Origin of the sequence: Streptomyces sp. NPDC059373 (assembly GCF_042751495.1) — a bacterium.
Classification (GTDB): domain Bacteria; phylum Actinomycetota; class Actinomycetes; order Streptomycetales; family Streptomycetaceae; genus Actinacidiphila.
The window spans coordinates 1-24,329 of sequence record NZ_JBHYXC010000034.1; the positions used below are offsets into that span (position 1 = coordinate 1).

General features: G+C 69.9%; 14 protein-coding genes. 2 read left to right on the top strand and 12 right to left on the bottom strand.

Annotated elements, in window-relative coordinates:
* Nucleotides 1–327: 327 nt before the first annotated feature.
* The 3 genes from ACFXJ5_RS31770 to thyX all read right to left on the bottom strand — a co-directional run bounded on the left by ACFXJ5_RS31770 (nt 328) and on the right by thyX (nt 3,937).
* Nucleotides 328–2,013, bottom strand: a complete 1,686-nt coding sequence (locus tag ACFXJ5_RS31770) for a ribonuclease J (RefSeq protein ID WP_384638728.1) — start codon at nt 2,011–2,013, stop codon at nt 328–330.
* A 114-nt stretch (nt 2,014–2,127) separates the two neighbouring features.
* The gene (gene dapA, locus ACFXJ5_RS31775) at nt 2,128–3,027 is read right to left on the bottom strand and encodes a 4-hydroxy-tetrahydrodipicolinate synthase (RefSeq protein ID WP_384638731.1); all 900 of its coding nucleotides are present in this window, start codon (nt 3,025–3,027) and stop codon (nt 2,128–2,130) included.
* Between the two features lie 172 nt (nt 3,028–3,199).
* The gene (gene thyX / locus ACFXJ5_RS31780) at nt 3,200–3,937 is read right to left on the bottom strand and encodes an FAD-dependent thymidylate synthase (protein WP_384638734.1); all 738 of its coding nucleotides are present in this window, start codon (nt 3,935–3,937) and stop codon (nt 3,200–3,202) included.
* A 170-nt stretch (nt 3,938–4,107) separates the two neighbouring features.
* Here thyX and ACFXJ5_RS31785 point away from each other — a divergent pair, with 170 nt between their 5' ends.
* Nucleotides 4,108–4,638, top strand: a complete 531-nt coding sequence (locus ACFXJ5_RS31785) for a hypothetical protein (protein WP_384638737.1) — start codon at nt 4,108–4,110, stop codon at nt 4,636–4,638.
* Nucleotides 4,639–4,709: 71 nt separating this feature from the next.
* On the opposite strand, the gene ACFXJ5_RS31790 is transcribed toward ACFXJ5_RS31785, so the two are convergent.
* The 6 genes from ACFXJ5_RS31790 to eccD form a co-directional block, all read right to left on the bottom strand.
* Entirely contained in the window at nt 4,710–5,162 is a 453-nt protein-coding gene (locus tag ACFXJ5_RS31790) for a hypothetical protein (protein WP_384638740.1), read from the bottom strand.
* Nucleotides 5,163–5,166: 4 nt separating this feature from the next.
* Nucleotides 5,167–5,919 (bottom strand): 4-hydroxy-tetrahydrodipicolinate reductase, encoded by a 753-nt coding sequence (gene dapB / locus ACFXJ5_RS31795; RefSeq protein ID WP_384638743.1) that lies wholly within the window; start codon nt 5,917–5,919, stop codon nt 5,167–5,169.
* Nucleotides 5,920–5,934: 15 nt separating this feature from the next.
* Complete coding sequence (locus tag ACFXJ5_RS31800; protein WP_384638746.1) at nt 5,935–7,314, bottom strand: M16 family metallopeptidase; 1,380 nt, start codon at nt 7,312–7,314, stop codon at nt 5,935–5,937.
* Entirely contained in the window at nt 7,311–9,521 is a 2,211-nt protein-coding gene (locus tag ACFXJ5_RS31805; protein ID WP_384638749.1) for a polyribonucleotide nucleotidyltransferase, read from the bottom strand. The genes ACFXJ5_RS31800 and ACFXJ5_RS31805 overlap by 4 nt, the downstream gene beginning before the upstream one ends.
* Nucleotides 9,522–9,841: 320 nt before the next feature.
* Nucleotides 9,842–10,129 carry a 30S ribosomal protein S15 gene (gene rpsO, locus ACFXJ5_RS31810; RefSeq protein ID WP_384638752.1) on the bottom strand — a complete coding sequence of 96 codons (288 nt, stop codon included), beginning with the start codon at nt 10,127–10,129 and terminating at the stop codon, nt 9,842–9,844.
* A gap of 365 nt (nt 10,130–10,494) precedes the next feature.
* Nucleotides 10,495–11,964, bottom strand: a complete 1,470-nt coding sequence (eccD, locus tag ACFXJ5_RS31815; RefSeq protein ID WP_384638755.1) for a type VII secretion integral membrane protein EccD — start codon at nt 11,962–11,964, stop codon at nt 10,495–10,497.
* 268 nt (nt 11,965–12,232) lie between these two features.
* Between eccD and eccCa the strand changes: the two genes are divergently transcribed.
* Nucleotides 12,233–16,177: a type VII secretion protein EccCa gene (gene eccCa / locus ACFXJ5_RS31820; protein WP_384638757.1), complete on the top strand. Its 3,945-nt coding sequence runs from the start codon at nt 12,233–12,235 to the stop codon at nt 16,175–16,177.
* A gap of 167 nt (nt 16,178–16,344) precedes the next feature.
* On the opposite strand, the gene ACFXJ5_RS31825 is transcribed toward eccCa, so the two are convergent.
* The 3 genes from ACFXJ5_RS31825 to ACFXJ5_RS31835 form a co-directional block, all read right to left on the bottom strand.
* The gene (locus ACFXJ5_RS31825) at nt 16,345–17,640 is read right to left on the bottom strand and encodes a TerD family protein (protein ID WP_384638760.1); all 1,296 of its coding nucleotides are present in this window, start codon (nt 17,638–17,640) and stop codon (nt 16,345–16,347) included.
* A 157-nt stretch (nt 17,641–17,797) separates the two neighbouring features.
* Nucleotides 17,798–20,005: an SUKH-4 family immunity protein gene (locus tag ACFXJ5_RS31830; protein ID WP_384638763.1), complete on the bottom strand. Its 2,208-nt coding sequence runs from the start codon at nt 20,003–20,005 to the stop codon at nt 17,798–17,800.
* Between the two features lie 11 nt (nt 20,006–20,016).
* Entirely contained in the window at nt 20,017–24,303 is a 4,287-nt protein-coding gene (locus tag ACFXJ5_RS31835) for a toxin glutamine deamidase domain-containing protein (protein ID WP_384638873.1), read from the bottom strand.
* Between the last annotated feature and the right edge of the window lie 26 nt (nt 24,304–24,329).

Below are 24,329 nucleotides of genomic sequence, written 5' to 3' on the forward strand. Positions count from 1 at the left end.
ACTTTTGGCACGCTGTTGAGTTCTCAAGGAACGGAAGCTTCCTTTGTGGCCGTTTCACGGGCCCCTCCGGGCTTTCCCTTCGTGTCTCCAGCTTATCAGACCCTTTCGGTTCCGATTCCCGCCGGCGGGATTCTGCTTTAGCGTTTCTGCCTTTCGGCTTTCACGCTCTCCGACTTTAGCAGAAGCTTTCTGTCGGATTTTCCACCCGCTTCGCGAGGGCGCACGTCTGCGACGCCTTCGTTCCCGGGGGTTGTGCCAACGTACTGGAGCGGGGGACCCGGATGCAAATCCGGGTGCCCCGCTCCAGGTACGGCGTCAGACGGACCGTCAGACCTCGACGACCACAGGGAGGATCATCGGGCGCCGGCGGTAGGTGTCGGAGACCCACTTGCCGATGGCGCGGCGGATCAGCTGCTGGAGCTGACGCACTTCGGCCACGCCGTCCGAGGCCGCTCTGGCCAGGGATTCCTCGATCTTCGGGAGAACGGCGGCGAAGGCCTCGTCCTCGATGCCGGAGCCGCGGGCGTGGATGAAGGGGCCGCCGACGAGCTTGCCGGAACTGCTGTCGACGACGACGGTGACGGAGACGATGCCCTCTTCGCCGAGGATCCGGCGGTCCTTGAGGGAGGTCTCGGTGACGTCGCCGACCGAGAGGCCGTCCACGTAGACGTAACCGGCCTGGACCTTGCCCACGACCTTGGCGACGCCGTCGATGAGGTCGACGACAACGCCGTCCTCGGCGATGACGCAGCGGTTCTTCGGCACGCCGGTGGCCTGCCCCAGCTCGGCGTTGGCGCGCAGGTGGCGCCATTCACCGTGTACGGGCATCAGGTTCTTCGGCTTGCAGATGTTGTAGAAGTACAACAGCTCGCCGGCGGACGCGTGCCCGGAGACATGGACCTTGGCGTTGCCCTTGTGGACGACGGTGGCGCCCCACCTGGTCAGGCCGTTGATGACGCGGTAGACCGCGGTCTCGTTGCCCGGGATCAGCGAGGACGCCAGGACGACGGTGTCGCCCTCGACGATGCGGATCTGGTGGTCGCGGTTGGCCATCCGGGACAGGGCCGCCATGGGCTCGCCCTGGGAGCCGGTGCAGACGAGGACGACCTTTTCGTCGGGGAGGTCGTCAAGGACCTTGACGTCGACGATCAGGCCACCGGGCACCTTCAGGTAGCCGAGATCACGGGCGATGCCCATGTTCCTGACCATGGAACGGCCGACGAAGGCGACCTTGCGGCCGCGCTCGTGGGCTGCGTCCAGGACCTGCTGGATGCGGTGGATGTGGCTGGCGAAGCTGGCCAGGATGATGCGCTTCTCGGCCTTGGCGAAGACCTGCTTCAGGACACCGGAGATGTCCCGCTCGTGGCCGACGAAGCCGGGGACCTCGGCGTTGGTGGAGTCCGAGAGCAGCAGGTCGATGCCCTCCTCGCCGAGCCGCGCGAAGGCGGGCAGGTCGGTGAGGCGGCCGTCGAGCGGCAGCTGGTCCATCTTGAAGTCGCCGGTGTGGACGACCATACCGGCCGGGGTGCGGATGGCGACGGCCAGCGCGTCCGGGATGGAGTGGTTGACGGCCACGAACTCGCAGTCGAAGGGGCCGATGCGCTCGCGCATGCCCTCCGTGACCTCCAGCGTGTACGGCCGGATGCGGTGCTCCTGGAGCTTGGCCTCGATGAACGCGAGTGTGAGCTTGGAGCCGATCAGCGGGATGTCGGCCTTCTCGCGGAGCAGGAAGGGGACGGCGCCGATGTGGTCCTCGTGGCCGTGGGTCAGGACGATGCCGACGACGTCGTCGAGGCGGTCCCGGATGGAGGTGAAGTCGGGAAGGATGAGATCGACTCCGGGCTGTTCCTCCTCGGGGAAGAGCACCCCGCAGTCGACGATCAGTAGCTTCCCGCCGAATTCGAAGACGGTCATGTTGCGGCCGATTTCGCCGAGGCCGCCGAGCGGGGTGATGCGAAGACCACCCTCGGGAAGGCGCGGGGGCGGGCCGAGCTCAGGGTGCGGATGGCTCAAAAGTTTCTCCTCACCACGAGCGCCACATGCCCATCGTGGGACACATGGCGCGCGCGATATCGTGCGATTTTTCTGATTCTGGTTCGATTCTGTATTCAGTTGTGAAGTCTGTTGTTAGAGCTGTACCCCGCCAGCGGCGAGATCCTGCTTCAGCTGTGCCGTCTCGTCGTCGGTGAGCTCCACGAGGGGGAGCCGCAGCGGCCCGGCGGGCAGTCCCTGGAGGGCGAGGGCGGCCTTGGTGGTCATGACGCCCTGGGTGCGGAACATGCCGGTGAAGACGGGGAGGAGCTGCTGGTGGATCTCGGCGGCCTTGACCACGTCGCCCGCGAGGTAGGCCTCGAGCAGGGCGCGTAGCTCGGGCGACACCACGTGCCCGACGACCGAGACGAAGCCGACGGCGCCGACGGAGAGCAGCGGCAGGTTGAGCATGTCGTCGCCGGAGTACCAGGCGAGTCCGCTGCGGCTTATCGCCCAGCTCGCGGCGCCGAGGTCGCCCTTGGCGTCCTTGTTGGCAACGATGCGCGGGTGCTCGGCGAGCCGGACGAGGGTCTCGGTCTGGATGGGGACGCCACTGCGGCCGGGGATGTCGTAGAGCATGACCGGCAGCTGCGTGGCGTCCGCGATCGCGGTGAAGTGCCGGTACAGGCCCTCCTGCGGGGGCTTGCTGTAGTACGGCGTCACCGTGAGCAGTCCGTGGGCTCCGGCCCGCTCGGCCTGCTGCGCGAGTTCGATGCTGTGGTGGGTGTCGTTGGTTCCGACGCCGGCGATGACGAAGGCGCGGTCGCCGACGGCCTCCAGGACGGCCCGTACGAGCTGCTCTTTCTCCACGTCGCTGGTGGTCGGCGATTCGCCGGTGGTGCCGTTGACGACCAGGCCGTCATTGCCTGCGGCCACCAGGTGGGCGGCGAGCTGCTGCGCACCGTCGAGGTCAAGAGCACCGTCCGGGGTGAACGGCGTGACCATTGCGGTCAGGACCCGCCCGAAGGGGGTCTGCGAGGTGGAGGTCGGAGCCATGGGTCCAACGCTACTCGGTAGGAGCGGTGACATCTTCCCCCGGGACCTGCGAAGAGGACTCCGGTGCTGCCTGCTCGGGGGTTCAAGCAGCACCGGAATCCGTTTCTGCAGCTTAGATGAAGTTCACATAAGCACGCAATCCGAGTCTTTCGATTGCAATTCGGACACGCGGCTAGGGTGCGATCCGGCCATTGGCGTTGAACGCCGCGTGGGTGAGCGGCATCAGCCCGGCCCACAGGGCCTCCATCCGCTCTCCGACCATCTCGATCTCCCGCTGTGGGAAGGACGGCACGGCGGCGAGCTCGTGCTGGGTGCGCAGGCCCAGGAAATGCATCAGCGAGCGGGCGTTGCACGTGGCGTACATCGAGGAGAACAGACCGACCGGCAGCACCGCCCGGGCGACCTCGCGGGCAACGCCGGCGGCCAGCATCTCCTGGTAGGCCTCGTACGACTGCCGGTAGCAGGTCTCCATGGCGGTGGTGGTCGCCTTGTACTGCTCGGGGGTCCCGTCCACGAACTCGTACTTCCCGGGGCGGCCCTGCTGTACGAGCTTGCGGTCCTGGCCAGGGACGTAGAAGACCGGTTCCAGCCGGCGGTACCTGCCGCTCTCCTCGTTGTAGCTCCAGCCGACCCTGTGACGGAGAAATTCGCGGAAGACGAAGATCGGCGCGCTGACGAAGAAGGTCATCGAGTTGTGCTCGAAGGGACTGCCGTGACGGTCTCGCATCAGGTAGTTGATCAGCCCCTTGGAGCGCTCGGGATCCTTGCTCAGCTCCTCGAGGGACTGCTCCCCGGCAGTGGACACGCGCGCCGCCCAGAGCACGTCGGAGTCCGCAGCGCTGTGCTTCACGAGCTCGACGGTCACGTCGTCACGAAAATGCACAGCGGTTTTGGTGGGGATGTCGGTCACCGGGCGTCCTTCCTCTTGGTGCTTCGGGGCGGCGCCAAGCCTATGGCCTGGCACTGACAACGCCGCACACGGCGCAAATCACCACCGCGGGCATGTCCGAGGTAGCCCGGGCCACAGCTGCCAGATAGCCTCACGGGTCATAGCCAACCCTGCCCGATAGGACCTGAGCCGTGTCTCTGCCCTTCCTCGCCGCGGACGGCGGCCATGACGAAGCCCTGCCGTACGCCGCACGGGATACCTGGATGCGTACGTACCGGCCGGGACCGCTGCGGGTGGCCCTGGCCGCGATGATGCTGGTGTTCGTGGCGTATCTGCTGGTGGCGGCGGGGATCATGGGCATCGCCGGGAGCCTCAACGGGGCGGGGACCTGCCTGGGCGCCGCGGCGCTGGTGATCGTGAGCGCGCTGCGGATACTGCGGGTCGGCTTCTGGGTGAGCGGGCGCGGCCTGCGGCAGGTCGGGCTGTTCTACACGGTCACGCTGTCGTGGGACCGGGTCGGCTCGGTGCGTACGGCGCAGCAGCCGGTGAAGGTGCTGGGGCTGCCCAGGACGGTGATGGGGCAGGCGCTGGTGGTCACCCGGTCGAACGGTGAGCAGCTGCGGCCGTTGCTGACCGACCACAACGCGGATTTCTGGCACCGTACGGAGGCGTTCGACATGGCGGCCGACGCCATAGAGGCGTGGGCCGCCGAGCTGCGCTAGGGGCTCCGCGCGACGTGCGGTGAGCCATGTGTGGGTCGTGGTGGGCTGGTCGCGCGGTTCCCCGCGCCCTTTCAGGCGCGTACGGCCTTGCCGTCGTGCAGGGCGATCGCGCGCTGCATGGCCTTGCGGGCGCGGGGGGTGTCGCGGGCGTCGAAGTAGGCGACGGCGAGCCGGAACCAGGTGCGCCAGTCGTCGGGGGCGGCCTCGGTCTCGGCCTGGCGTTTGGCGAAGACGACGTCCGCCGAATCGCGGTCGATGCGGCCCGAGGGCTTACGGACCAGCTCGTCGACGGGGAGGCCGCCCTCGGCCTCCAGCTCCTTGGCGAGGCGGTTCGCGTTGCGCGCGAAGGCCGTGGTCTGCCAGAGGAACCACAGGCCGATGAGCGGCAGGACGAGGACGGCGATGCCGAGGACGACGGTGACCGGGCGGCCGTCCTGGATGAGCCAGACGCCGCGGGCGCCGACCAGGGCGAAGTAGACGACGAGGACCGCCGCCAGCAGGAAGTACGTCAGCTTGGCACGCATGGGGTCAGTCCAGGTCCATGAAGTGTTCGAGGCCGAAGGTCAGCCCCGGCGTCGAGATGACGCGGCGGACGCCGAGCAGGACGCCCGGCATGAAGGAGGAGCGGTTCATCGAGTCGTGCCGGAGGGTGAAGATCTCCCCGGCGTCACCGAAGAGCACTTCCTGGTGGGCGACCAGGCCGCGCAGCCGTACGGCGTGCACGGGGACGCCGTCCACGTCGGCCCCGCGGGCGCCGTCGAGGGCGGTGCTGGTAGCGTCCGGCTGGTCGCCGAGGCCTGCGCTGCGGCGGGCCTCGGCGATGAGCTGGGCGGTGCGGACGGCGGTGCCGCTGGGGGCGTCGGCCTTGTCCGGGTGATGGAGTTCGACGACCTCGACGGATTCGAAGAAGCGCGCCGCCTGCTGGGCGAAGCGCATCGTAAGGACGGCCCCGATACCGAAGTTGGGGGCGATGAGCACACCCGTGCCGGGTGAGTCGGCGAGCCAGCCCTTCAGCGTGGCCAGCCGCTCGTCGGTCCAGCCCGTGGTGCCGACGACGGCATGGATGCCGTGCCGGACGCAGAAGTCGAGGTTGCCCATGACGGCGCCCGGGTTGGTCAGTTCGACGGCGACCTGGGCGCCGGCGTCGGCCAGCGCCTCCAGCTTGTCGCCGCTGCCCAGGGCTGCCGCCAGCTCGAGGTCGGGGGCGGCCTCGATGGCCTTGACGGCCTCGGAGCCCATGCGCCCACGGGCGCCGATCACACCGACGCGGATTGTGCTCATCGTTCGGTCCTCAATTCAGGCGACAGCTTCGTTCAGACGTGCGGCCTGCTTGTCCTTGAGCGGGCCGATGACGGCCAGCGAGGGCCGCTGTCCCAGTACATCGCGGGCGACCGCGCGCACTTCCTCCGGGGTGACGGCGGCGATCCGCTCCAGGGTGGCGTCGACCGACATCTGCTCGCCCCAGCACAGTTCACTCTTGCCGATACGGTTCATGAGCGCACCGGTGTCCTCCAGGCTCAGCACCGTGGAACCGGAGAACTGGCCTATGGCGCGCTCGAGTTCCTCGTCACCGAGGCCGTGCTCGGCGACCTGGACGAGCTCGTCGCGGCAGATCTTGAGCACCTCGTGCACCTTCTTGGGCTGGCAGCCGGCGTAGACGCCGAAGAGCCCGCTGTCGGCGAAGGACGAGGTGTACGAGTACACGCTGTACGCCAGTCCGCGCTTCTCCCGGACCTCCTGGAAGAGCCGCGAGCTCATGCCGCCGCCGAGGGCCGTGTTGAGCACGCCGAGCGCCCAGCGGCGGTCGTCGTGCCGCGACAGGCCCGGCATGCCGAGAACGACATGGGCCTGTTCGGTGCGGCGGTCCAGCAGCTCGATGCGGCCGTTGCTGCGGATCGTACGAGCGCCGGAGCGCGGCGGCATGGGCTGAGCCTCGGGGTCGCGCAGGGCGCCGGCGCTCTCGAAGGCGCTGCGGACCTCTCGTACGACCGTGTCGTGGTCGATGTTGCCGGCGGCGGCGACGACCAGGTGCGTCGGGTCGTAGTGCTTCCGGTAGAAGCGGGCGACCTGGTCACGGCTGAGGGCGTTGATGGTGTCGACGGTGCCGAGGACGGGGCGGCCCAGTGGGGAGTCGCCGAGCAGGGCGGTGGCGAAGAGGTCGTGCACCTGGTCGCTGGGGTCGTCCTCGGTCATCGCGATCTCCTCGAGGACGACGCCGCGTTCGGCGTCGATGTCCTCCTGGCGGATCAGCGAACCGGTGAGCATGTCGCACACCACGTCGATGGCGAGCGGCAGGTCGCGGTCGAGGACACGTGCGTAGTAGCAGGTGTACTCCTTGGCGGTGAAGGCGTTCATCTCGCCGCCGACGGCGTCGATCACCGAGGAGATCTCCAGGGCGCTGCGCCGCTTGGTGCCCTTGAAGAGCAGGTGTTCCAGGTAGTGGGTGGCGCCGTTGAGCGAAGGGGTCTCGTCGCGGGAGCCGACGCCGGCCCAGATGCCGAAGGTCGCGGAGCGCACGGTGGGCAGGGTCTCGGTAACGATCCGCAGGCCGCCGGGCAGCACGCTGCGCCGTACGGTGCCGATGCCGTCGACGGTGCCGGGAAGCAGGGTCTGCGTGCGGACGGCCCGCCCCTTGGTGGAGGGGCGGGCCGTCACACGGGTTGAGCGTGAGGTCACGAGGTCTGCTCGTCCTTCTCGTCCTCTTCACCCTCGACGACCGGGATCAGGGAGAGCTTGCCTCGCGAGTCGATCTCGGCGATCTCGACCTGGACCTTGGCGCCCACGGCGAGGACGTCCTCGACGTTCTCGACGCGCTTGCCGCCGGCCAGCTTGCGGATCTGCGAGATGTGCAGCAGGCCGTCCTTGCCCGGGAGCAGGGAGACGAAGGCGCCGAACGTCGTCGTCTTCACGACCGTGCCCAGGTAGCGCTCGCCGACCTCGGGCATCGTCGGGTTGGCGATGCCGTTGATCGTGGCGCGCGCGGCCTCGGCGGCCGGGCCGTCGGCGGCACCGATGTAGATGGTGCCGTCGTCCTCGATGGTGATGTCGGCGCCGGTGTCCTCCTGGATCTGATTGATCATCTTGCCCTTGGGGCCGATGACCTCACCGATCTTGTCCACCGGGATCTTGATGGTGATGATCCGCGGCGCGTTCGGGGACATCTCGTCCGGGGAGTCGATGGCCTCCATCATCACGTCGAGGATGTGCAGACGGGCGTCGCGGGCCTGCTTGAGGGCCGCGGCCAGGACCGACGCGGGGATGCCGTCGAGCTTGGTGTCCAGCTGCAGGGCGGTGACGAAGCCCTTCGTACCGGCGACCTTGAAGTCCATGTCGCCGAACGCGTCCTCGGCGCCGAGGATGTCGGTCAGCGCCACGTAGTGCGTCTGGCCGTCGATCTCCTGGGAGATCAGGCCCATGGCGATACCGGCGACGGGGGCCTTGAGCGGCACACCGGCGTTCAGCAGCGACATGGTGGAGGCGCACACCGAGCCCATGGACGTCGAGCCGTTGGAGCCCAGCGCCTCGGAGACCTGGCGGATGGCGTACGGGAACTCCTCGCGGGTCGGCAGCACCGGCAGCAGGGCGCGCTCGGCGAGCGCGCCGTGGCCGATCTCGCGGCGCTTGGGCGAACCCACGCGGCCGGTCTCACCGACGGAGTACGGCGGGAAGTTGTAGTTGTGCATGTAGCGCTTGCGCGTCTCGGGCGCCAGCGTGTCCAGCTGCTGCTCCATGCGGAGCATGTTGAGGGTGGTGACGCCCAGGATCTGGGTCTCGCCACGCTCGAACAGCGCGGAACCGTGCACCCGCGGGATGGCCTCGACCTCGGCGGCCAGCGTACGGATGTCCGTGACGCCACGGCCGTCGATGCGGACCTTGTCCTTGATCACGCGCTCGCGGACCAGCTTCTTGGTCAGCGAACGGTACGCGGCGGAGATCTCCTTCTCGCGGCCCTCGAACTGCGGGAGGAGCTTCTCGGCGGCCAGGACCTTGACGCGGTCCAGCTCGGCCTCGCGGGCCTGCTTGCCGGGGATCGTCAGCGCCTGGGCCAGCTCGTCGGTGACCGAGTTCTGCAGCGCCTCGAAAACGTCCTCCTGGTAGTCCAGGAAGACCGGGAACTCGCCGGTGGGCTTGGCGGCCTTGGCGGCGAGGTCGGCCTGCGCGCGGCACAGGACCTTGATGAAGGGCTTGGAGGCATCGAGACCGGCGGCCACGACCTCCTCGGTCGGCGCCTCGGCACCGCCCTCGACGAGCTTGATCGTCTGGGTGGTGGCCTCGGCCTCGACCATCATGATCGCGACGTCGCCGTCCTCCAGGACACGGCCGGCGACGACCATGTCGAAGACCGCGTTCTCCAGCTCGGAGTGGGTCGGGAAGGCCACCCACTGGCCGTTGATCAGCGCGACGCGGACGCCGCCGATCGGGCCGGAGAACGGCAGACCCGCGAGCTGGGTCGAGGCGGACGCGGCGTTGATCGCTACCACGTCGTACAGGTGGTCCGGGTTGAGCGCCATGATCGTGGCGACGACCTGGATCTCGTTGCGCAGGCCCTTCTTGAAGGACGGGCGCAGCGGGCGGTCGATGAGCCGACAGGTGAGGATCGCGTCCTCGGAGGGGCGGCCCTCGCGGCGGAAGAAGGAACCGGGGATCCGGCCGGCCGCGTACATGCGCTCCTCGACGTCCACCGTGAGGGGGAAGAAGTCGAGGTTTTCCTTGGGGTTCTTGGAAGCGGTGGTGGCCGACAGCACCATGGTGTCGTCGTCCAGGTAGGCCACGGCGGAGCCGGCGGCCTGACGGGCCAGGCGGCCCGTCTCGAAACGGATGGTACGGGTGCCGAAGGTGCCGTTGTCGATCACGGCTTCGGCGTAGTGGGTCTCGTTCTCCACTATGGGGTTTCTCCTCGTTCGTGTCCCAGGGCGTCTTCCCTGGGACCGTCGGTCGGAGGGGCGTCCCCGCCGGGCCGGTCTTCGATCGAAGCCACCGGGGTGTCGTGGTGCTGTCTTACTGCCCGGGGGCCACTACCGAGGACCGGCGCTTGTGGCGATAGATGGAGGACGCTCCTCCTCATGCGTTGTGCGTGTGCGTTATTCGGTTATGGCACCAGACTACAAAGCTTCCGCCCATGTCACGCGTCGTGCGCGGTCCGGTGTCCGTACGTACGCGAAGGGAGCGGCTCCCGGAGGGGAACCGCTCCCGTCGTGGCGTCTTAGCGGGCGCCCGCCGCGCCACGGCGGATGCCGAGGCGGTCGACGAGAGCACGGAAGCGCTGGATGTCCTTCTTGGCCAGGTACTGCAGGAGGCGGCGACGCTGGCCGACCAGGATCAGCAGACCACGGCGGGAGTGGTGGTCGTGCTTGTGGGTCTTGAGGTGCTCGGTCAGGTCCGAGATACGACGGGAAAGCATGGCGACCTGGACCTCGGGGGAGCCGGTGTCGCCCTCCTTCTGACCGAACTCGGCGATGATCTGCTTCTTCGTCGCGATGTCGAGCGGCATTGCGGACTCCTCTGGTGTCCAGTTGCCTCCGAGCGCCCCTGGTCTAGGTCACAGGGAATCTTCGATGACTCGGGAGGCGGATTGATCAGCGTGTGCGCGAGCACACGCGACCGGTCACAGGTTACCACCTGTGACCGGCGTGCTTTACCGCGTGTAATGCCGTCCCGGCGCCGGGCTGCACCGGGACTCGGCGGCCGGCGGCCGACGCAGCGACTCGAAGCCAGCGAAGCGCCCGCGAGAGTCGCAGGAGGAAGGGGTCCACCTGTGACCGGGGTGCTTTACCGCGTGTAATGCCGTCCGCTCACGCGGCCCCGGGCCCCGCGTGGCACCCCCGCTCGGCGGCCGGAGGCCGACTCGGCGGCCCGCTAGCTCGTCATGCTGCGGGCCATGGCGTAGACGTTCAGGACGGCCAGGGCCAGCGGGATGAGCGAGAGCAGGACGGTGGCGTCGAAGACGTCGAGCATACGTCCCCAGAAGGGGGAGACGCCCTTGCGGGGGACGATGAGGCCGACGCCGACGAGGAGGGCGGCGCCGATGGCGATGCTGCCGGCGAACCAGACGATGCGGATGCTGAGCTGGGAGCCGTCGCCCTGGAGGAAGGCGACCAGCGCGGCGGTCGGCGGGTTGAGGGCCAGGCCCAGGATGAGGCCCATGACCGTGAGGATTCCGGCCACCAGCAGGCAGACGACCTGCGAGGTGTAGTGGAAGAGCCGGGCCCGCAGCATGGTGGCGATACCGGCGGCGAGGGCGAGGCCCTGCGCCCAGTGGTTGTCGGAGAAGCCGAGGACGACTCCGGCCGAGCCGACGACGACGGTGGCGCAGCCGGCGACGAGGCCGAGCAGCAGCTCGTGGCCGCGGCGGGCCTGGGCACCGATGCGGGCGAAGTCGACAGACTCCTCGTCGGGGGTCCCGCGGCCGCGCTCGCCGCCCCAGTCGCGGCCACTGGCGATCTGGTCGGGCGAGCGGAAGCCGATGGGCAGCCGGGCGAACCGCGCGGACAGTGCGGGCAGCCACGCGACGACCGCGATCGCGCCGACGGCGGTGACCGCGGCGACCTCGCTGACGGCGGCGTCGGTGAGGACGGCCGCGAAGGTGGCGAGGGTGCCGATCACGGCGAGGAAGGCGGCGGCTACGAAGGGCGAGTCTCCCTGCGGCAGCAGCCCGACCAGCAGGACGGAGGCGATCAGCACGACAACGCAGCCGACCAGGAAGTGCAGCCGGCCCGGGCCCTCGCCCCGGTCGACCGGGAAGATGCCGGAGCCGGCCAGCAGCAGGTGCGGCAGGGCGGCCAGGCCCAGGGCGATCGAGGACGCGCGGTCCTCGTAGACCCGGGCGCGTACGCCGGCCAGCGCGACCAGCAGGACGCCGGTGGCGCCCGCGATGATGCCCTGGAGGCTGTGCATGTCGCGCTTGACCGGGTCCGCGAACCACAGTGCGAACGCCATCATGACCAGCAGCAGCACGCCGGCGGTGAGGCCGGTGCCCTGCATGAGGTCGTCGCTCCAGCGGCGGCGGTCGCGGCTCACCGCCGAGGCGATGGCGTCGGACACGTCGTCGTACACCGCCGAGGGCAGTGACTGGGCGAACGGGCGCAGCAGAAGCAGGTCGCCGTCGAGGATGCGCTGCTCGGCGAGCGAGCGCCCGGCGTCGAGCACGGTGCCGTCGCGGCGTACCAAGTGGTAGCCGGTCGGGGCGCCTTCGGGCTGGGACTGGCCGGAGAGCCGCAGGATCTCCGGGTACAGGTCGACAAGTGCGACGTCCTCGGGCAGGGCGACGTCGATACGTGCTTCCGGCGCGGCGACTGTGACCCTGCAGAAGCCGGTCGCTGCGGTCATGCTCACCTGGCGTTTCCCCCGTCGTCCGGTGTGGGTGGTGGGTTGGGACCTGTCAGTGGTCCCGTGCCGCCCTCTCGGGCCCGTACGGCCGTGTGGCGGCGGTGCGTTAGCGTACCGCTGGTTTCTCACTTGCCCCACCCGGCCCTCGGGTTGACGCCTGTCAGTAGGATCGTCGCCAGCGCCAACGGCAAGTGAATTGGCCGGGGGGACCGTCAATAAACGGGGGCGGTCCTATTCTCTGCGATCTGCGTGAAGGACTGGTGCCTCGGTGAGCGTTGTCATCGTCAAGCGCCCGCCTCGGGCTCTGCCGCCCGATGTCAGCGGTGAGGAGGTACGCCTCGAACCGCCGCCGGAGTTGCCGCGCCAGGAGGATCAGGGCCTCCTGATGAACCTGCTGCCCATGCTGGGTATGGGCAGTTCAGCGGCGTTCTTCTTCATCGGCGGGCAGCCGTTCATGAAGATCATGGGCGGCCTGATGGTCGCTTCGACACTGGCGATGGCGATCGCCCAGATCATCAAGGCGCGGCAGGGGCCTTCCGGGCAGATGGCCCAGGAACGCACCGATTATCTCAAGTATTTGTCGCAGACCCGGCGTCAGGTGCGGCGCACCGCGCGAAAGCAGCGCGACGCGCAATTCTTCCTGCATCCCAGCCCCGATCAGCTGTGGTCGATCGTGGCCGAAGGCCGCCGCGTGTGGGAACGACGGGCGACCGATGGAGATTTCGCACAGGTTCGACTCGGGCTCGGCCCGCAGCAGTTGGCGACGCCTCTGGCGGCCCCGGAAACCGCGCCGCTCGAAGAGCTGGAGCCGCTGACCGCGCACGCGATGAAGCAGTTCCTCAGCTCGCACGGTTCGATCGAGAACCTGCCGCTCGCGGTGTCGCTGCGGGCCTTCTACCACCTGACGGTCTCCGGTGATCCGGAGACCGTGTACGGCGCTTCGCGCGCCATGATCGCCCAACTGGTCAGCCTGCACTCCCCCGAGGACCTGATGGTCGCCGTGGTCGCCGCCCCGGGCGCGCTGCCGGAGTGGGAGTGGGTCAAGTGGCTGCCGCACGCGCAGGACACCACGCATGACGGGGCCGGTACGCGACGCCTGATCGTCGGCGACCTCGTCGAGGTCGAGGAGCTGCTGGCGGACATCCTGGACGGGCGCGGCCGCTTCAACACACAGGCCCCGCCGGTGCTGGACGCACCGCATCTGGTGATCGTGCTCGACGGTGGCGGGGTGCCCGAGGACTCGGTCATCGCCGGTGCGGAGGGACTGCAGGGCGTCACGATCCTGGAGGTCGTCCCCGGCGACCTGGACGAGATGCGCAGCAGCCTCGCGGTCGAGGTCTACCCGGGCCGGCTGCGGCTGGAGTCGGCGGGCGGCGCGGTCTACACCGGCGTGCCCGACGTGCTGTCGGTCGCCGAGGCCGAGGCGCTGTCCCGCCAGCTCGCGCCGCTGCGGATGGGTTCGGCCGACGGCGACGACCCGCTGCTGGGCAACCTGGACTTCACCGACCTGATGGGCATCGGCGACGCCGGCGCGGTGGACGTCTCCCGCACCTGGCGGCCCCGTTCGCTGCCCGAGCGGCTGCGGGTGCCGATCGGTGTCGACAAGGACGGCCAGCCCGTCATGCTCGACATCAAGGAGGCCTCGCAGTCCGGTATGGGCCCGCACGGCCTGTGTGTCGGCGCCACCGGTTCCGGTAAGTCCGAGGTGCTTCGTACGCTGGTGCTCGCGCTGGCGGTGACGCACTCCTCGGAGACGCTCAACTTCATCCTCGCGGACTTCAAGGGCGGCGCGACCTTCGCGGGCATGTCCGAGATGCCGCACGTCGCCGCCGTCATCACCAACCTCGCGGACGACCTCACCATGGTCGACCGTATGCGCGACTCGATCACCGGTGAGCTGCAGCGCCGCCAGGAGCTGCTGCGTACGGCGGGCAACTACGCCAACATCACCGACTACGAGAAGGCGCGTGCGGCGGGTGCGGCGCTGGAGCCGCTGCCCTCGCTGGTGATGGTCCTGGACGAGTTCAGCGAACTGCTCACCGCACGGCCCGACTTCATCGACATGTTCATCCAGATCGGCCGCATCGGCCGGTCCATGGGTGTGCACATGCTGCTCGCCTCGCAGCGCCTGGAGGAGGGCAAGCTCCGCGGCCTGGACACCTTCCTGTCCTACCGGCTGGGTCTGCGCACCTTCTCGGCCGCCGAGTCGCGGACGGCGATCGGCGTCCCGGACGCGTACCACCTGCCGAACGTCCCGGGTTCCGGCATCCTCAAGTACGACACCGAGACGATGGTCCAGTTCAAGGCCGCGTACGTCTCCGGCGCGTACCGCCCCGGCGGTGGCGGGTCGCGCAGTGGCGGCGGACGGCTCGACCGGCTGCCGGTGCCCTTCACGGCGGCGCCGGTCGAGATGCGGATGATCGAGGAGCCGGCGGACTACGAGCCGGAGGCTCCGCAGACCGACGACGCGCTCGCGGACACCGTGCTCGACGTCATCGTGCAGCGCATGCAGGGCCAGGGCCCGCCGGCCCACCAGGTGTGGCTGCCGCCGCTGGACGAGTCGCCGACCGTCAACCAGCTGCTCCCGGCGCTGGCCGCCACCCCGGAGCGCGGCGCGCACGCGCCCGAGTACCCGCTGCTGGGCAAGCTGGTGGTGCCGGTCGCGATCGTCGACAAGCCCTTCGAGCAGCGCCGCGACGTCATGTACCTGGACTTCTCCGGTTCGGCCGGTCACGGCCTGGTGGTCGGCGGTCCGCAGTCCGGCAAGTCGACGCTGCTGCGTACGATGATCGCGGGCTTCGCCCTCACCCACACCCCGGTCGAAGTGCAGTTCTACTGCCTCGACTTCGGCGGCGGCGGCATGCTGGCCTTCGAGGGCCTGCCGCACGTCGGCGGGGTCGCGTCCCGGCTGGACGCGGAGAAGATCCGCCGTACGGTCGCCGAGGTCACCGGAATCCTCAACGCCCGCGAGGAGTTCTTCCGGGCGAACAACATCGACTCCATCAACACCTACCGCCAGCGCCGGGCGGCCGGGGCCTATCCCGACCAGGCCTGGGGCGATGTCTTTCTGGTCATCGACGGCTGGGGAACCTTCAAGACCGACTACGAGATGCTCGACCCGGTGATCCTCGACATCGCCGCGCGCGGTCTCGGCTTCGGCATCCACCTGGTGCTCGGCGCCTCCCGCTACACCGAGGTCCGGCCCGCCCTGCGCGACCAGCTCCTCAACCGCGTCGAGCTGCGCCTGGGCGACTCCATGGAGTCCGAGTTCGACCGCAAGAAGGCGGAGGCCGTCCCGGCCGGCGTACCCGGTCGCGGTCTGTCCCCGGACAAGCTCAACTTCCTGGGCGGCCTGCCGCGCCTGGACGGCGTCAGCGACTCCGACTCCCTCGGCGACGGCATGGCGCACCTCGTCTCGACCGTCGCCGAGCACTGGCAGGGCCCCCCGGCCCCGCCGGTGCGGATGCTGCCGACCCGGCTGCTCGTCAGCGAGCTGCCCAAGGGCAACGACTACCCGGAGCGCGGTGTCGCCTTCGGCGTCGACGAGACCACGCTGCAGCCCGCGTTCATCGACTTCGAGACCGACCCGCTGTTCATCATCTACGGCGAGAGCGAGTCCGGTAAGTCGTCGGCGCTGCGGCTGCTGTCCAAGCAGATTGCGGAGCGATACCCGAGCGACAAGGCGCTGTTCGTCGTCTCCGACTACCGGCGCGCGCTGCTCGGCGAGATCCCCGACAGCCACCTGTACAAGTACTGCGCGGCCGCTCCCTCGCTGCAGGAGGTCGTCACCGGCCTCGCCGGGTCCATGGCCCGCCGTATGCCGGGCCCGGACGTCACGCCGGACCAGCTGCGCAACCGCTCCTGGTACGACCTTCCGGACGCCTTCGTCATCGTCGACGACTACGACCTGGTCGCCACCAGCAGCGGCAACCCGCTGCAGTCACTGCTGGAGTACCTGCCGTTCGCCCGCGACCTGGGCCTGCGCGTCATCCTGGCGCGCAGCTCGCAGGGCGCGTCGCGGGCCTCCTTCGAGCCCTTCATGCAGCGGATGAAGGAACTCGGCGCGCAGGCGCTCGTCATGTCCGGCGACCCGCAGGAAGGACCGCTGGTCGGCAGTACGAAGGCGGCCCGACTGCCGCAGGGCCGTGGGCAGTTCGTGACCCGCAAGAAGGGCGCGCAGCTGGTGCAGACCGGCTGGCTGCCGACGAACTGACGGTTCGTTCGCGTCGTACGCCTCGTACGAAAGCGGCGGTGCTTCCCCGGTCCCGGGGCGGCACCGCCGCTTTGTGCGTAGCCGTGAGCCGGCGGAGTGGGAGGGGGAGGGATTCCTGCCGCTGGACATGATGCGGACCGGCTTCGCGGCCACCGCCAAGAAGATGCCTACTTCCGTGCCGGGTGCCACTCCAGGCCCCAGCCGTACGCGAAGTCCGCGGCCTGCTGCATGCTGACGCCGGCCTGCGGCGGCAGGTAGCGGGACTCGCGCTGGACGACCAGTTCGCCGTTCTGGTTGGTGATGAGCGCAAGGGCGCAGACCCGCGAGGGCGCGTTGTGCTCGTCCAGCGAGAAGTCGACGGGCGCACCGAACTGGGGCTGGAGGGTGACGGTGGCGTGCAGGCCCGCGAAGCTGCCGGTGCCCTGGTAGATGATGACGAAGATCAGGATCCGGCGGAATTCGGCGGCGTGGTCGAGATTGATGGTGAGGTTCTCGCCGGTCGCCAGCGCGCCGGTGCGGTCGTCGCCGTCGAGGTGGATGTACGGGACCTGGTGCAGGTTGCCGAAGTTGCCGCCCACGGCCTGGACGATGCCCTTCCTGCCGTTGTTCAGCTCCCACAGGGCGCACAGGTCGAGGTCGGTCTGCGGGGGCGCCCCTGCGGAGCCCGCCTTGGCGAGCTTGCGCCTCCAGCCGCCTGCGCCGCCGCCTGCGGAAGGCGCCTGGGCGAGCTGCCAGTTGAGGTTGACCCGCATGGCGCCCGAGGTGCCGCCCTGCTTGGTGAGGGAGACGGCGGGGGATTGTTTGGTCAGCGTGATCTTGCTGAGGCTGATGGGCGGGGGCGGAGCCGCAGGCGGGGCGGCGGGCATGGGCGGTACGGGCGGCGGAGCCATGGGCATCGGCGGTGCGGCGGCCGGGGCGGTCTGGGGCTCGTCGTCCACGGAGATGCCGAAGTCCGCCGCCAGGCCGGCCAGCCCGCTCTCGTACCCCTGGCCCACAGCACGGAACTTCCACGCGCCCTGCCGGCGGTACAGCTCCCCGAGCACGAACGCCGTCTCCACCGTCGCGTCCGCGCTCTCGAACCGGGCGATCTCCGCGCCGCTGCCCGCGTCCACGACCCGCACGTGCAGCCCCGGCACCTGCCCGAAGCCTCCGCCGTCCGCCGACGCCGCCAGCACCACCGTCTCCACGGCGGGCTCCACGCGCCCGAGATCGACGGTCAGCACGTCCGTGACCCCGCCCGTGACCCCGCCGGCCGCCGGGGTCTTGCCCTCGTGCCGTACGGCCCCTGAGGCGTCCACCGGCTGGTTGTAGAACACGAAGTCCGCGTCCGACCGCACCTTCCCGCCCACCAGCAACAGCGCCGACGCATCGGCGTCCGGCACCCCAGGGCCCGTGCCCCAGCCCAGCTCCACCCGCACCACCGGCGCGGGCACCGGCACATTCATGCCCTTCTGAATCAGCATCAGCGCATCCCCTGTAGGCGTCGTCCCTGCCCGCCTATCCTCCCCGCCGTCCCCTCCGCGCGCAGCAGCGGGTCACACGGAACCGTGAGCGGCCGCCGTGATCCCGGCGTCCGCCGCCGGGCCTCCGCGATCCGGGTCCCGGACCGCTGCCTCGGATTCAGTCGTTGTACAGGGCGTAGGTCCATGCCTTCGAGGCGCTTCCCACATGGTCGATGAGCCACAGGCGCCCTTCGATCTCCTGGCGTATCAGACGCGGCTCTTCCCGCCCTCCGATGCGGGCCAGGGTGCGATGGCCGACGATCCATTCGGCGGTCATGGTCAGGAAGCGCTCCAGGTCCGCCGCGACCAGGCTGCCCTCGAGGCCCGGTTCGTCGAGGCCGGCGGGGATGCGCAGCACCGCGCCGGTGGGTCCGTCGAGGACGAGGAGGCCCCCCATCCACTGGCCGATGCGGAAGAACGGTCCGGCGGTGTCCGGGGCCGGCAGGTCGGCGGGCCAGGGGACTTCGTGCAGGAACTCCTGGTGCCGGGGCTGGAGGCCGAGCCCCTGCTCGTCCAGTTCTGGCAGCCCGGGGCCGGTGAGGACGCGGCGGGCGCTGTCGTCGGTCAGGGCGGGCGGCAGGGCTTCGGAGGCGGTGCGGTGGACGGTCTCCGGGCCGAGGAGGCCGGCCAGGTCCGCTGGGGACGGGGGCGGGGTGGTCGCGTACGGCGCTGCGGCCGGGGCGGAGAGGGCGGGGGCCAGCAGGGTTCGGTGGCAGGGCTCAATGCCGGCGAAGCCGTCGGGGTCCTTCGGGTCGTCGGGTTCGAGGGCGATCAGGCCGCCCTCGCCCGCCAGGAGGACGACACCGTCGACCTGGAGCCGTACGTCCAGCCAGTAGTCGTACGCGGCCGAGGGACCGTCCGCCGAGTCGGCGGCGTCCTCCAGGTCCTCGGTGGAGACCGGGCCCGGCTCGTCGTGTTCCTCAGGCTCCGGCCAGTTCAGGGCAGCGCGGTCGGCGGCGGGAATGTCGCCCTCGTACCAGGGCCCGGCGAGTCGCTGTGCGGTGTGCGGGTCGTGGATACGTACGGCACCGTCCTGGTCGCCGATGACCGCGACGGCGGGACGGCCCTGCCATCGCACCTCGACCAGATCATTGACCGCTCCGTACCGCAGATACGCGGGGTCGTAGCCGCCCGGCGGACGCCAGAGGGTCCATTTCACGGTCCAGGGCAGCGCGATGCCGCTGCCGGTGATGGCCGAGGCGAGGGCGGTGTCGCCGCGCGCGGTGGCCATCAGGTGCAGCCAGGCGGCCCATTCGGGCTGGGATGCCGGTGCGACCCCGTACAGGGCGAGGTAGTTCGCGTCGGCGGCCGCGTTCCCGCCCGGCAGGCCCTCAGCGCCGAAGGCGCAGCGGGCGGCGTCCAGCAGCCCGGTGCGGGGGATGTTGGCGATGGCCTCCCCGTCGCCGAGCAGGTCGGCCTCGAACCGGCCGGCCTGGGCCGTGTGCATGGCCAGCCCGGCCGCCGCGTACGCCCCGACGGGGCCGGACGCGGCCCAGCCGGCAGGATGCCGGAAATCGGGGGCGGCCTCGCGAAGTCGGCGCGTCAGGTGCGCGCCGGTGCGCCGCAGGATGTCGGGATCCGTGCGCTCGGCGTCCCGGCGGAGGCTTTCGGCCACCTCCTCGTCGCGGAAGGCGACCACGGGGTCACCGCTTCCGTCCGGATCTTCGACCGCCAGCACTTCGGGGTGGCGTTCGGTCAGGGCGAGCAGTTCGGCCGTCTCCGGCCGCTCCAGTCCGGCGCCCTCGGCGAGGAAGCGCCAGACCGGAAGCGGTACGCGGCGCGGCTCGGACAGGGCGAGTACTCGCAGGAGCGCGGGCAGGGCACCCGTGTCCTCGGGGCTTCCGAGCAGGCGGATGCCGATCGCGCGCCCCCGCTCGATGTCGGGGTCGGGGACGGCCTCGGTGACCACTCCGATCCCCGAGAGGGTGAGGCTTGTGACCAGATCACCGAGCACGCGGGACGGGGCCGCACTGCGCCGGGTGAGCCCTGCCCGTTGGATGCCTGTGAGAAGGACGAGCCGGTCCTTGCCCTGGCGCTCCAGAGCACGCCGCCACTGCGGGTACCTTCGCTGCTTGTCCGGAATCCCGAGGTGATCCATCACGTCGGCCAGCAGTTCCTCCTGGGACCGGCCGGCCGCCGCGTCAAGCAGCAGGCTCCCGGGCACCTGGCGGTGGACCTCCCGCAGCACCCGTACGCGTTCCGGTTCGGTGCCGCCGACGACTGCGACCCGCTTGCCGTCGCGCCGTCCTCCGCGCCACCACTCCAGTACGCGGTCGATGGCCTCGTCGGCGGGCAGGACTTCCACCGGCTCCGGGGTCTCCGGCATCGGGTCCGGCATCAGCGGCTGTTCGCCGAAATCAGGTGCATCTGAACCTTCGCCCAGGTCTCGGCGACCGTCTCCACGTGCGCGTCCATCTCGCCCTCGATTGCATCCTCCGCAGGCGTCCCGAACTTGCCGACCTTGGTCTTGATCTGTGCGTCGGACAGCTTCGCCGCCTGCAGCCTGTTCTTCTGCTGCTCCTCGGACAGGGCGTTGAAACCGGGTTCGTTCCTGATCGCCGCCTGCTGCGCCTTCAGCCGCTTCCGCTCGGCGTCCCGCAAGTCCACACCTTCGGAATCCTCACGGTACGTGGCACTGTATTGCACCGGCACATTCTGCATGGACTCCGCCTTCCGGATGCGGCTTGAGCAGTCGGCGTGCCCCTCGCCTTCGCCGCAGGGCTCGCGCTCCGTGTACAGCGCCACGATTCGCTGAGGTTGACCGTTCGGCGGCGTCTTGTTGACCGTATCCATCCAGTCGAGCAGATGTTTCTCCGAATGCCGTGGGGAAACTCCGGTGGTGTCGGCGGGGACGGAGGAGTCCACCACGTACGTGTGATTCCCGGCGGCGTCGACGACTTCCACCACCGCGTAGTTCTTGGCCGAGAAATCGGGGCGATGCAGCCCCGCGTCGGTTATGAGAGCGTTGATGTCGTTCGCGCTGAGCTTCTTCTTGGACTTGCCCGTGACGTGCTCGTGGAGATCGGACAGCGCCTTTTGCGCGTCGGAGCCCGGCCGGCGGTACTTGGGCGGTACCTCCTTCTTGGTGGCGTTGTCCCTCGACGCGGCAGCAACCGACCGCGGGGACTTCTTCGCGGGGTCGTCATTGCCCTTGCGCTGTGGCGGGGAGTCCTTGTACGGCTTGCCCTCGGGGTCGTGGTGGGGACTGCCGCCGACGCCCTGGCCCTCGTGGAAACCTACGCTCAGCCGGGCCAGAGTGGCGACAACGGCACAGCGCTCACCGGAATTCATGTTCCGGAAGTCGTCGCCGAGGGCGTTCGCGATTTCGTCATGGGTGAGGTGGGTGGGCGGCTCCGGTTGGCCATTCTCGCGGGCCTCACGGGCCGCTTCGACGCGGGCGCCTGAGGTCCGCAGTACGTCCGCGAGCTGTCCGTTCTCCGCCCAGTGCTGCACCCTGTCGTGCACATGGTCGTCCAGATCGATCCGGTGGACCGGGTTCCTGCCTGATTCCGGTGTGTTGTCCGGGCCAGGAGTGCGGAGATTGTCCTGGGCGTTGTCCGGCGTCAAACCCTGATGCTCGGAGCCCTGATGCTCGGCGGCGGGCAGTGGGCGGGCGTCAGGATTCTGCGGGGTGTTGTCACCATGGCTGTCGACGTCCATACGGTCGCCGTCACCGTGGGAGCTGTCCCGGTCCGGGGCCGGTCCGGACTGCGGATCGTCGGTCCGGGGGCGCTTCGTGCTGGGCCCTTCGTCCCTGTCGCTCTGGCTTTCCCCGTCGAGGGACATGTCGTCCGGATGCTTCCGCTTGTTGTCCGAGCCGGCCGGCGCGGCGTCGGGGCGGCGGTCGGTGGTGGCGGGGCGGGAGTCGGTGGGGCGGTTGGTGCCGGGGGTGGGGTCGGCGGGGGTGACGGGGCGGCGGTTGGGGTCGAGGGGGACGGCGAAGACGCCGTTGTCGCCGTTGTGGAGGGGGGTGTTGGAGCGCTGGCCGGTCTGGGCGTCGACGTAGGTGATGTCGCCGTTGTGGTTGACGGCGTTCCAGGCGTGGGCGCGGCCGTTGGAGTCGGAGGTGATGATGACGGCCTGGGAGCCGTGGCCGGAGTCGTGGAGGGTGGATTCCAGGCGGGTGAAGGCGTCGTGGCCGTTGCCGAGGTCGGAGAACTTGGCGCCGAGGGTGTTCTCGATACGGTCGCGGCCGCCGGTTTCGCCCCGGTCGGAGGGGTTGCCGTCCGCGTCGGTGTCGGGGGTGCGGGAGGCGGCGGCGGTGGGGTTGCCGGAGTAGGTGTCGACGGTGGAGAGGGCGGTGTCGACGCAGTTGTTGTTGCGGCCGGGCTCGGTGGGGTCGGTGCCGTTGATGTGCTCGGTCCAGGACCCGTCGTTGGGGTCGGGGTGGCGGACCGGGTCGCCGTTGTCGTCCCGGGGGATGTGGTTTTCCAGGTTGTTCTGGTCGTCGGGACGTGGACCTTCGACGCCGCCGGGCTGGTCGTAGGGGCGGGAGTCGGCGGTGGGGCGGGCCGGTGGCTGCTGGCCGTTGGTGGGCTGGTGCTGCTGGGGGTGGGCGGTGGTCTGCGCCGGGATGGTGGCGTGGACGTGGACCGGGGGCGGGGGTGTGGTCGTGCTCGGCTGCTGCGTCTGCGGGGTCTGCTGGCCCTGCGGCGGCTGCTGCGGGCGGGGGCCGGGCGCCTCGGCGGCCGGACGGTCGGGCGACTGCGGCGTCGGGGACGGCTGCGCGGGCGCCTGACGGGGCGGGGCGGTGGGGCTGGTGTTCCCGGGAGCGTTCTGGCCCGGGGTGGTGTTCGGGGTGGTGCTCGACGGCGTGCTGCTCGGCGGCGTGCTGCTGCTCGGCGGCGTGCTCGTACTCGACGGCGTGCTCGTGTTGGGACTCGTACTCGAACCCGTACTCGACGGCGTGCCGCCGGTCGTGGGGCTGGGGCCGGTCACCGGAGTGCTGCTCGGGGTGGTGGTCCGCGAGGGCGTCGAGGACGAGGAGGAGGTCGAGGACGGCGTGCCGGCAGCGGCCGTGTTGGGGCTGCTGATCTGGGTGTTGCTGCCGCCGGTTGTCGTGGGCGTGCTGGTGCCGCCGGTGGTGCCGGGCCGGCTGGAGGTGCCGGAGCCGGCGCTGTCCAGGTTGGGGCTGGAGGGCATGCCCGAGTTGGACGACTGCGACTGGTGGGCGGTCGGTCCTGTGTCCCCCGACTGGTGGGTGGGGGTGTAGTGCTGGCTCAGGTCGGGCGAGGCGATGCTGTCGGACTGCGTACGGACGTTGTGGGCGGTCGTGTCCGTGGCGTGCGTCGGCGTGTACGAGGTCGGGTTCGGCGAGCTGGGTGCTGAGTCCGAGGACGTGGCGTGCGGCGACGAATCGGCGGACGGTGTCGAGTCGTGCGCCGGCGTCGACGTCGGTGAGTCGCCGGGCGTTGCGGCCGGAGTCGAGTCCGGGTTGCTCGTGGGGGTCGAGTCCGTGGCGGAAGGCGTGTCCGCCGAGGGCGGCGGGTCGAAGGGGGACGGCGTGTAGTTGTCGGCCGCGTGCGTCACCGAGGAGGCGGCCGACGCCGGGACGGGTGTCGAGTCCGGCGTTGTGCCCGGTGCCGAGTCCGGCGTGGAGTCAGGCGTCGAGGTCGACAACAGAGTCGGTGGCGTGCCGCCGGAGCTCGTGGGGCCGTTGCCGTCGCCGTTGCCGTTGCTGAGCGGGCCGGTCGGTGAGGTCGTCGTCGGACCTGAGTTGCCGTCGCCGCTCGTGGTGGTCGTCGTGCTCGTGCTGTTCGAGTTGCTCGTGCTGTTCGAGGTGTCCGACGAGGAGTCGCCGTTGGACGAGTTCGTACTGTCCGTCGAGGTCGAGGACGACGTGGACGACGATCCGTCACCGTCGGAGGAACTGCTGTCCCCGTGCCCGTTCCGGCTGTCGATCGCGTGGTGGGCGCTGTGGCCGGCCTTGCCGCCCAGGTTGTCCCGGACGCCCTCGGCGATGGTCTGCGGGGTGTTCTTGAGCTGGTCGACGGCGGCGTCGGAGCCGGCCTTGAGGGTCTGGCCGACGTCGATGCCCTTCTGGGCGCCGAAGTTGACGTTCAGGGACTGGGAGATCAGGTCGGTGATGATGGCTTCGAGGGCGGAGATCGCGGGCTCCTTCATCGCCTCGACGATCGCCTCGATCAGCGCGTCCTTGAGCTCCTTGAGCAGACGGCGCACGATCATCCGCGTCGCCTGGGTGGCCCCGGCCACCCCGACCTCGGACAGACCGAAGGTGAAGGGCGCCGCTGCTTGGGCGGCGATGATCTCCGCTGCGAGGATGGCCAGTTGGACGATCACCGCCGCCTTGGCCGCGATCACGATGGCGCCGGCCGCGTCGAGGACGCCTGCGACGACCAGGGCCACGGTCTGGGCGTCGTCCAGGTAGCCGGAGCCGTTGCCGGAGAACTTGTCCCAGGTGCCCTTGAAGCCGTCGATCGAGTCGCCGTGGTTCTCGGAGATGACATTGCCGGCCGCGGTCACGCCCGTGTACTGGATCCCCTGCACGTCGGTCGCGAAGTCCCGCCACAGGTTGGCGGCTTCGAAGAGCTTGTCCTCGTCCGCCGTCGGCCAGTCCATCCCGAGGACCTCGTTGAGGACCCATTCGAGCCAGTTCGGCAGCATGATGGACACGCGGTGTTCCCCCGTTG

Bases quoted from the DNA above. Each gene is read 5' to 3' on its own strand.
- dapB (WP_384638743.1), bottom strand. From the start codon at position 5,919: ATGAGCACAATCCGCGTCGGTGTGATCGGCGCCCGTGGGCGCATGGGC.
- ACFXJ5_RS31830 (WP_384638763.1), bottom strand. From the start codon at position 20,005: ATGCCGGAGACCCCGGAGCCGGTGGAAGTCCTGCCCGCCGACGAGGCC.
- ACFXJ5_RS31825 (WP_384638760.1), bottom strand. From the start codon at position 17,640: ATGCTGATTCAGAAGGGCATGAATGTGCCGGTGCCCGCGCCGGTGGTG.
- eccD (WP_384638755.1), bottom strand. From the start codon at position 11,964: ATGACCGCAGCGACCGGCTTCTGCAGGGTCACAGTCGCCGCGCCGGAA.
- rpsO (WP_384638752.1), bottom strand. From the start codon at position 10,129: ATGCCGCTCGACATCGCGACGAAGAAGCAGATCATCGCCGAGTTCGGT.
- dapA (WP_384638731.1), bottom strand. From the start codon at position 3,027: ATGGCTCCGACCTCCACCTCGCAGACCCCCTTCGGGCGGGTCCTGACC.
- ACFXJ5_RS31790 (WP_384638740.1), bottom strand. From the start codon at position 5,162: ATGCGTGCCAAGCTGACGTACTTCCTGCTGGCGGCGGTCCTCGTCGTC.
- ACFXJ5_RS31835 (WP_384638873.1), bottom strand. From the start codon at position 24,303: ATGCTGCCGAACTGGCTCGAATGGGTCCTCAACGAGGTCCTCGGGATG.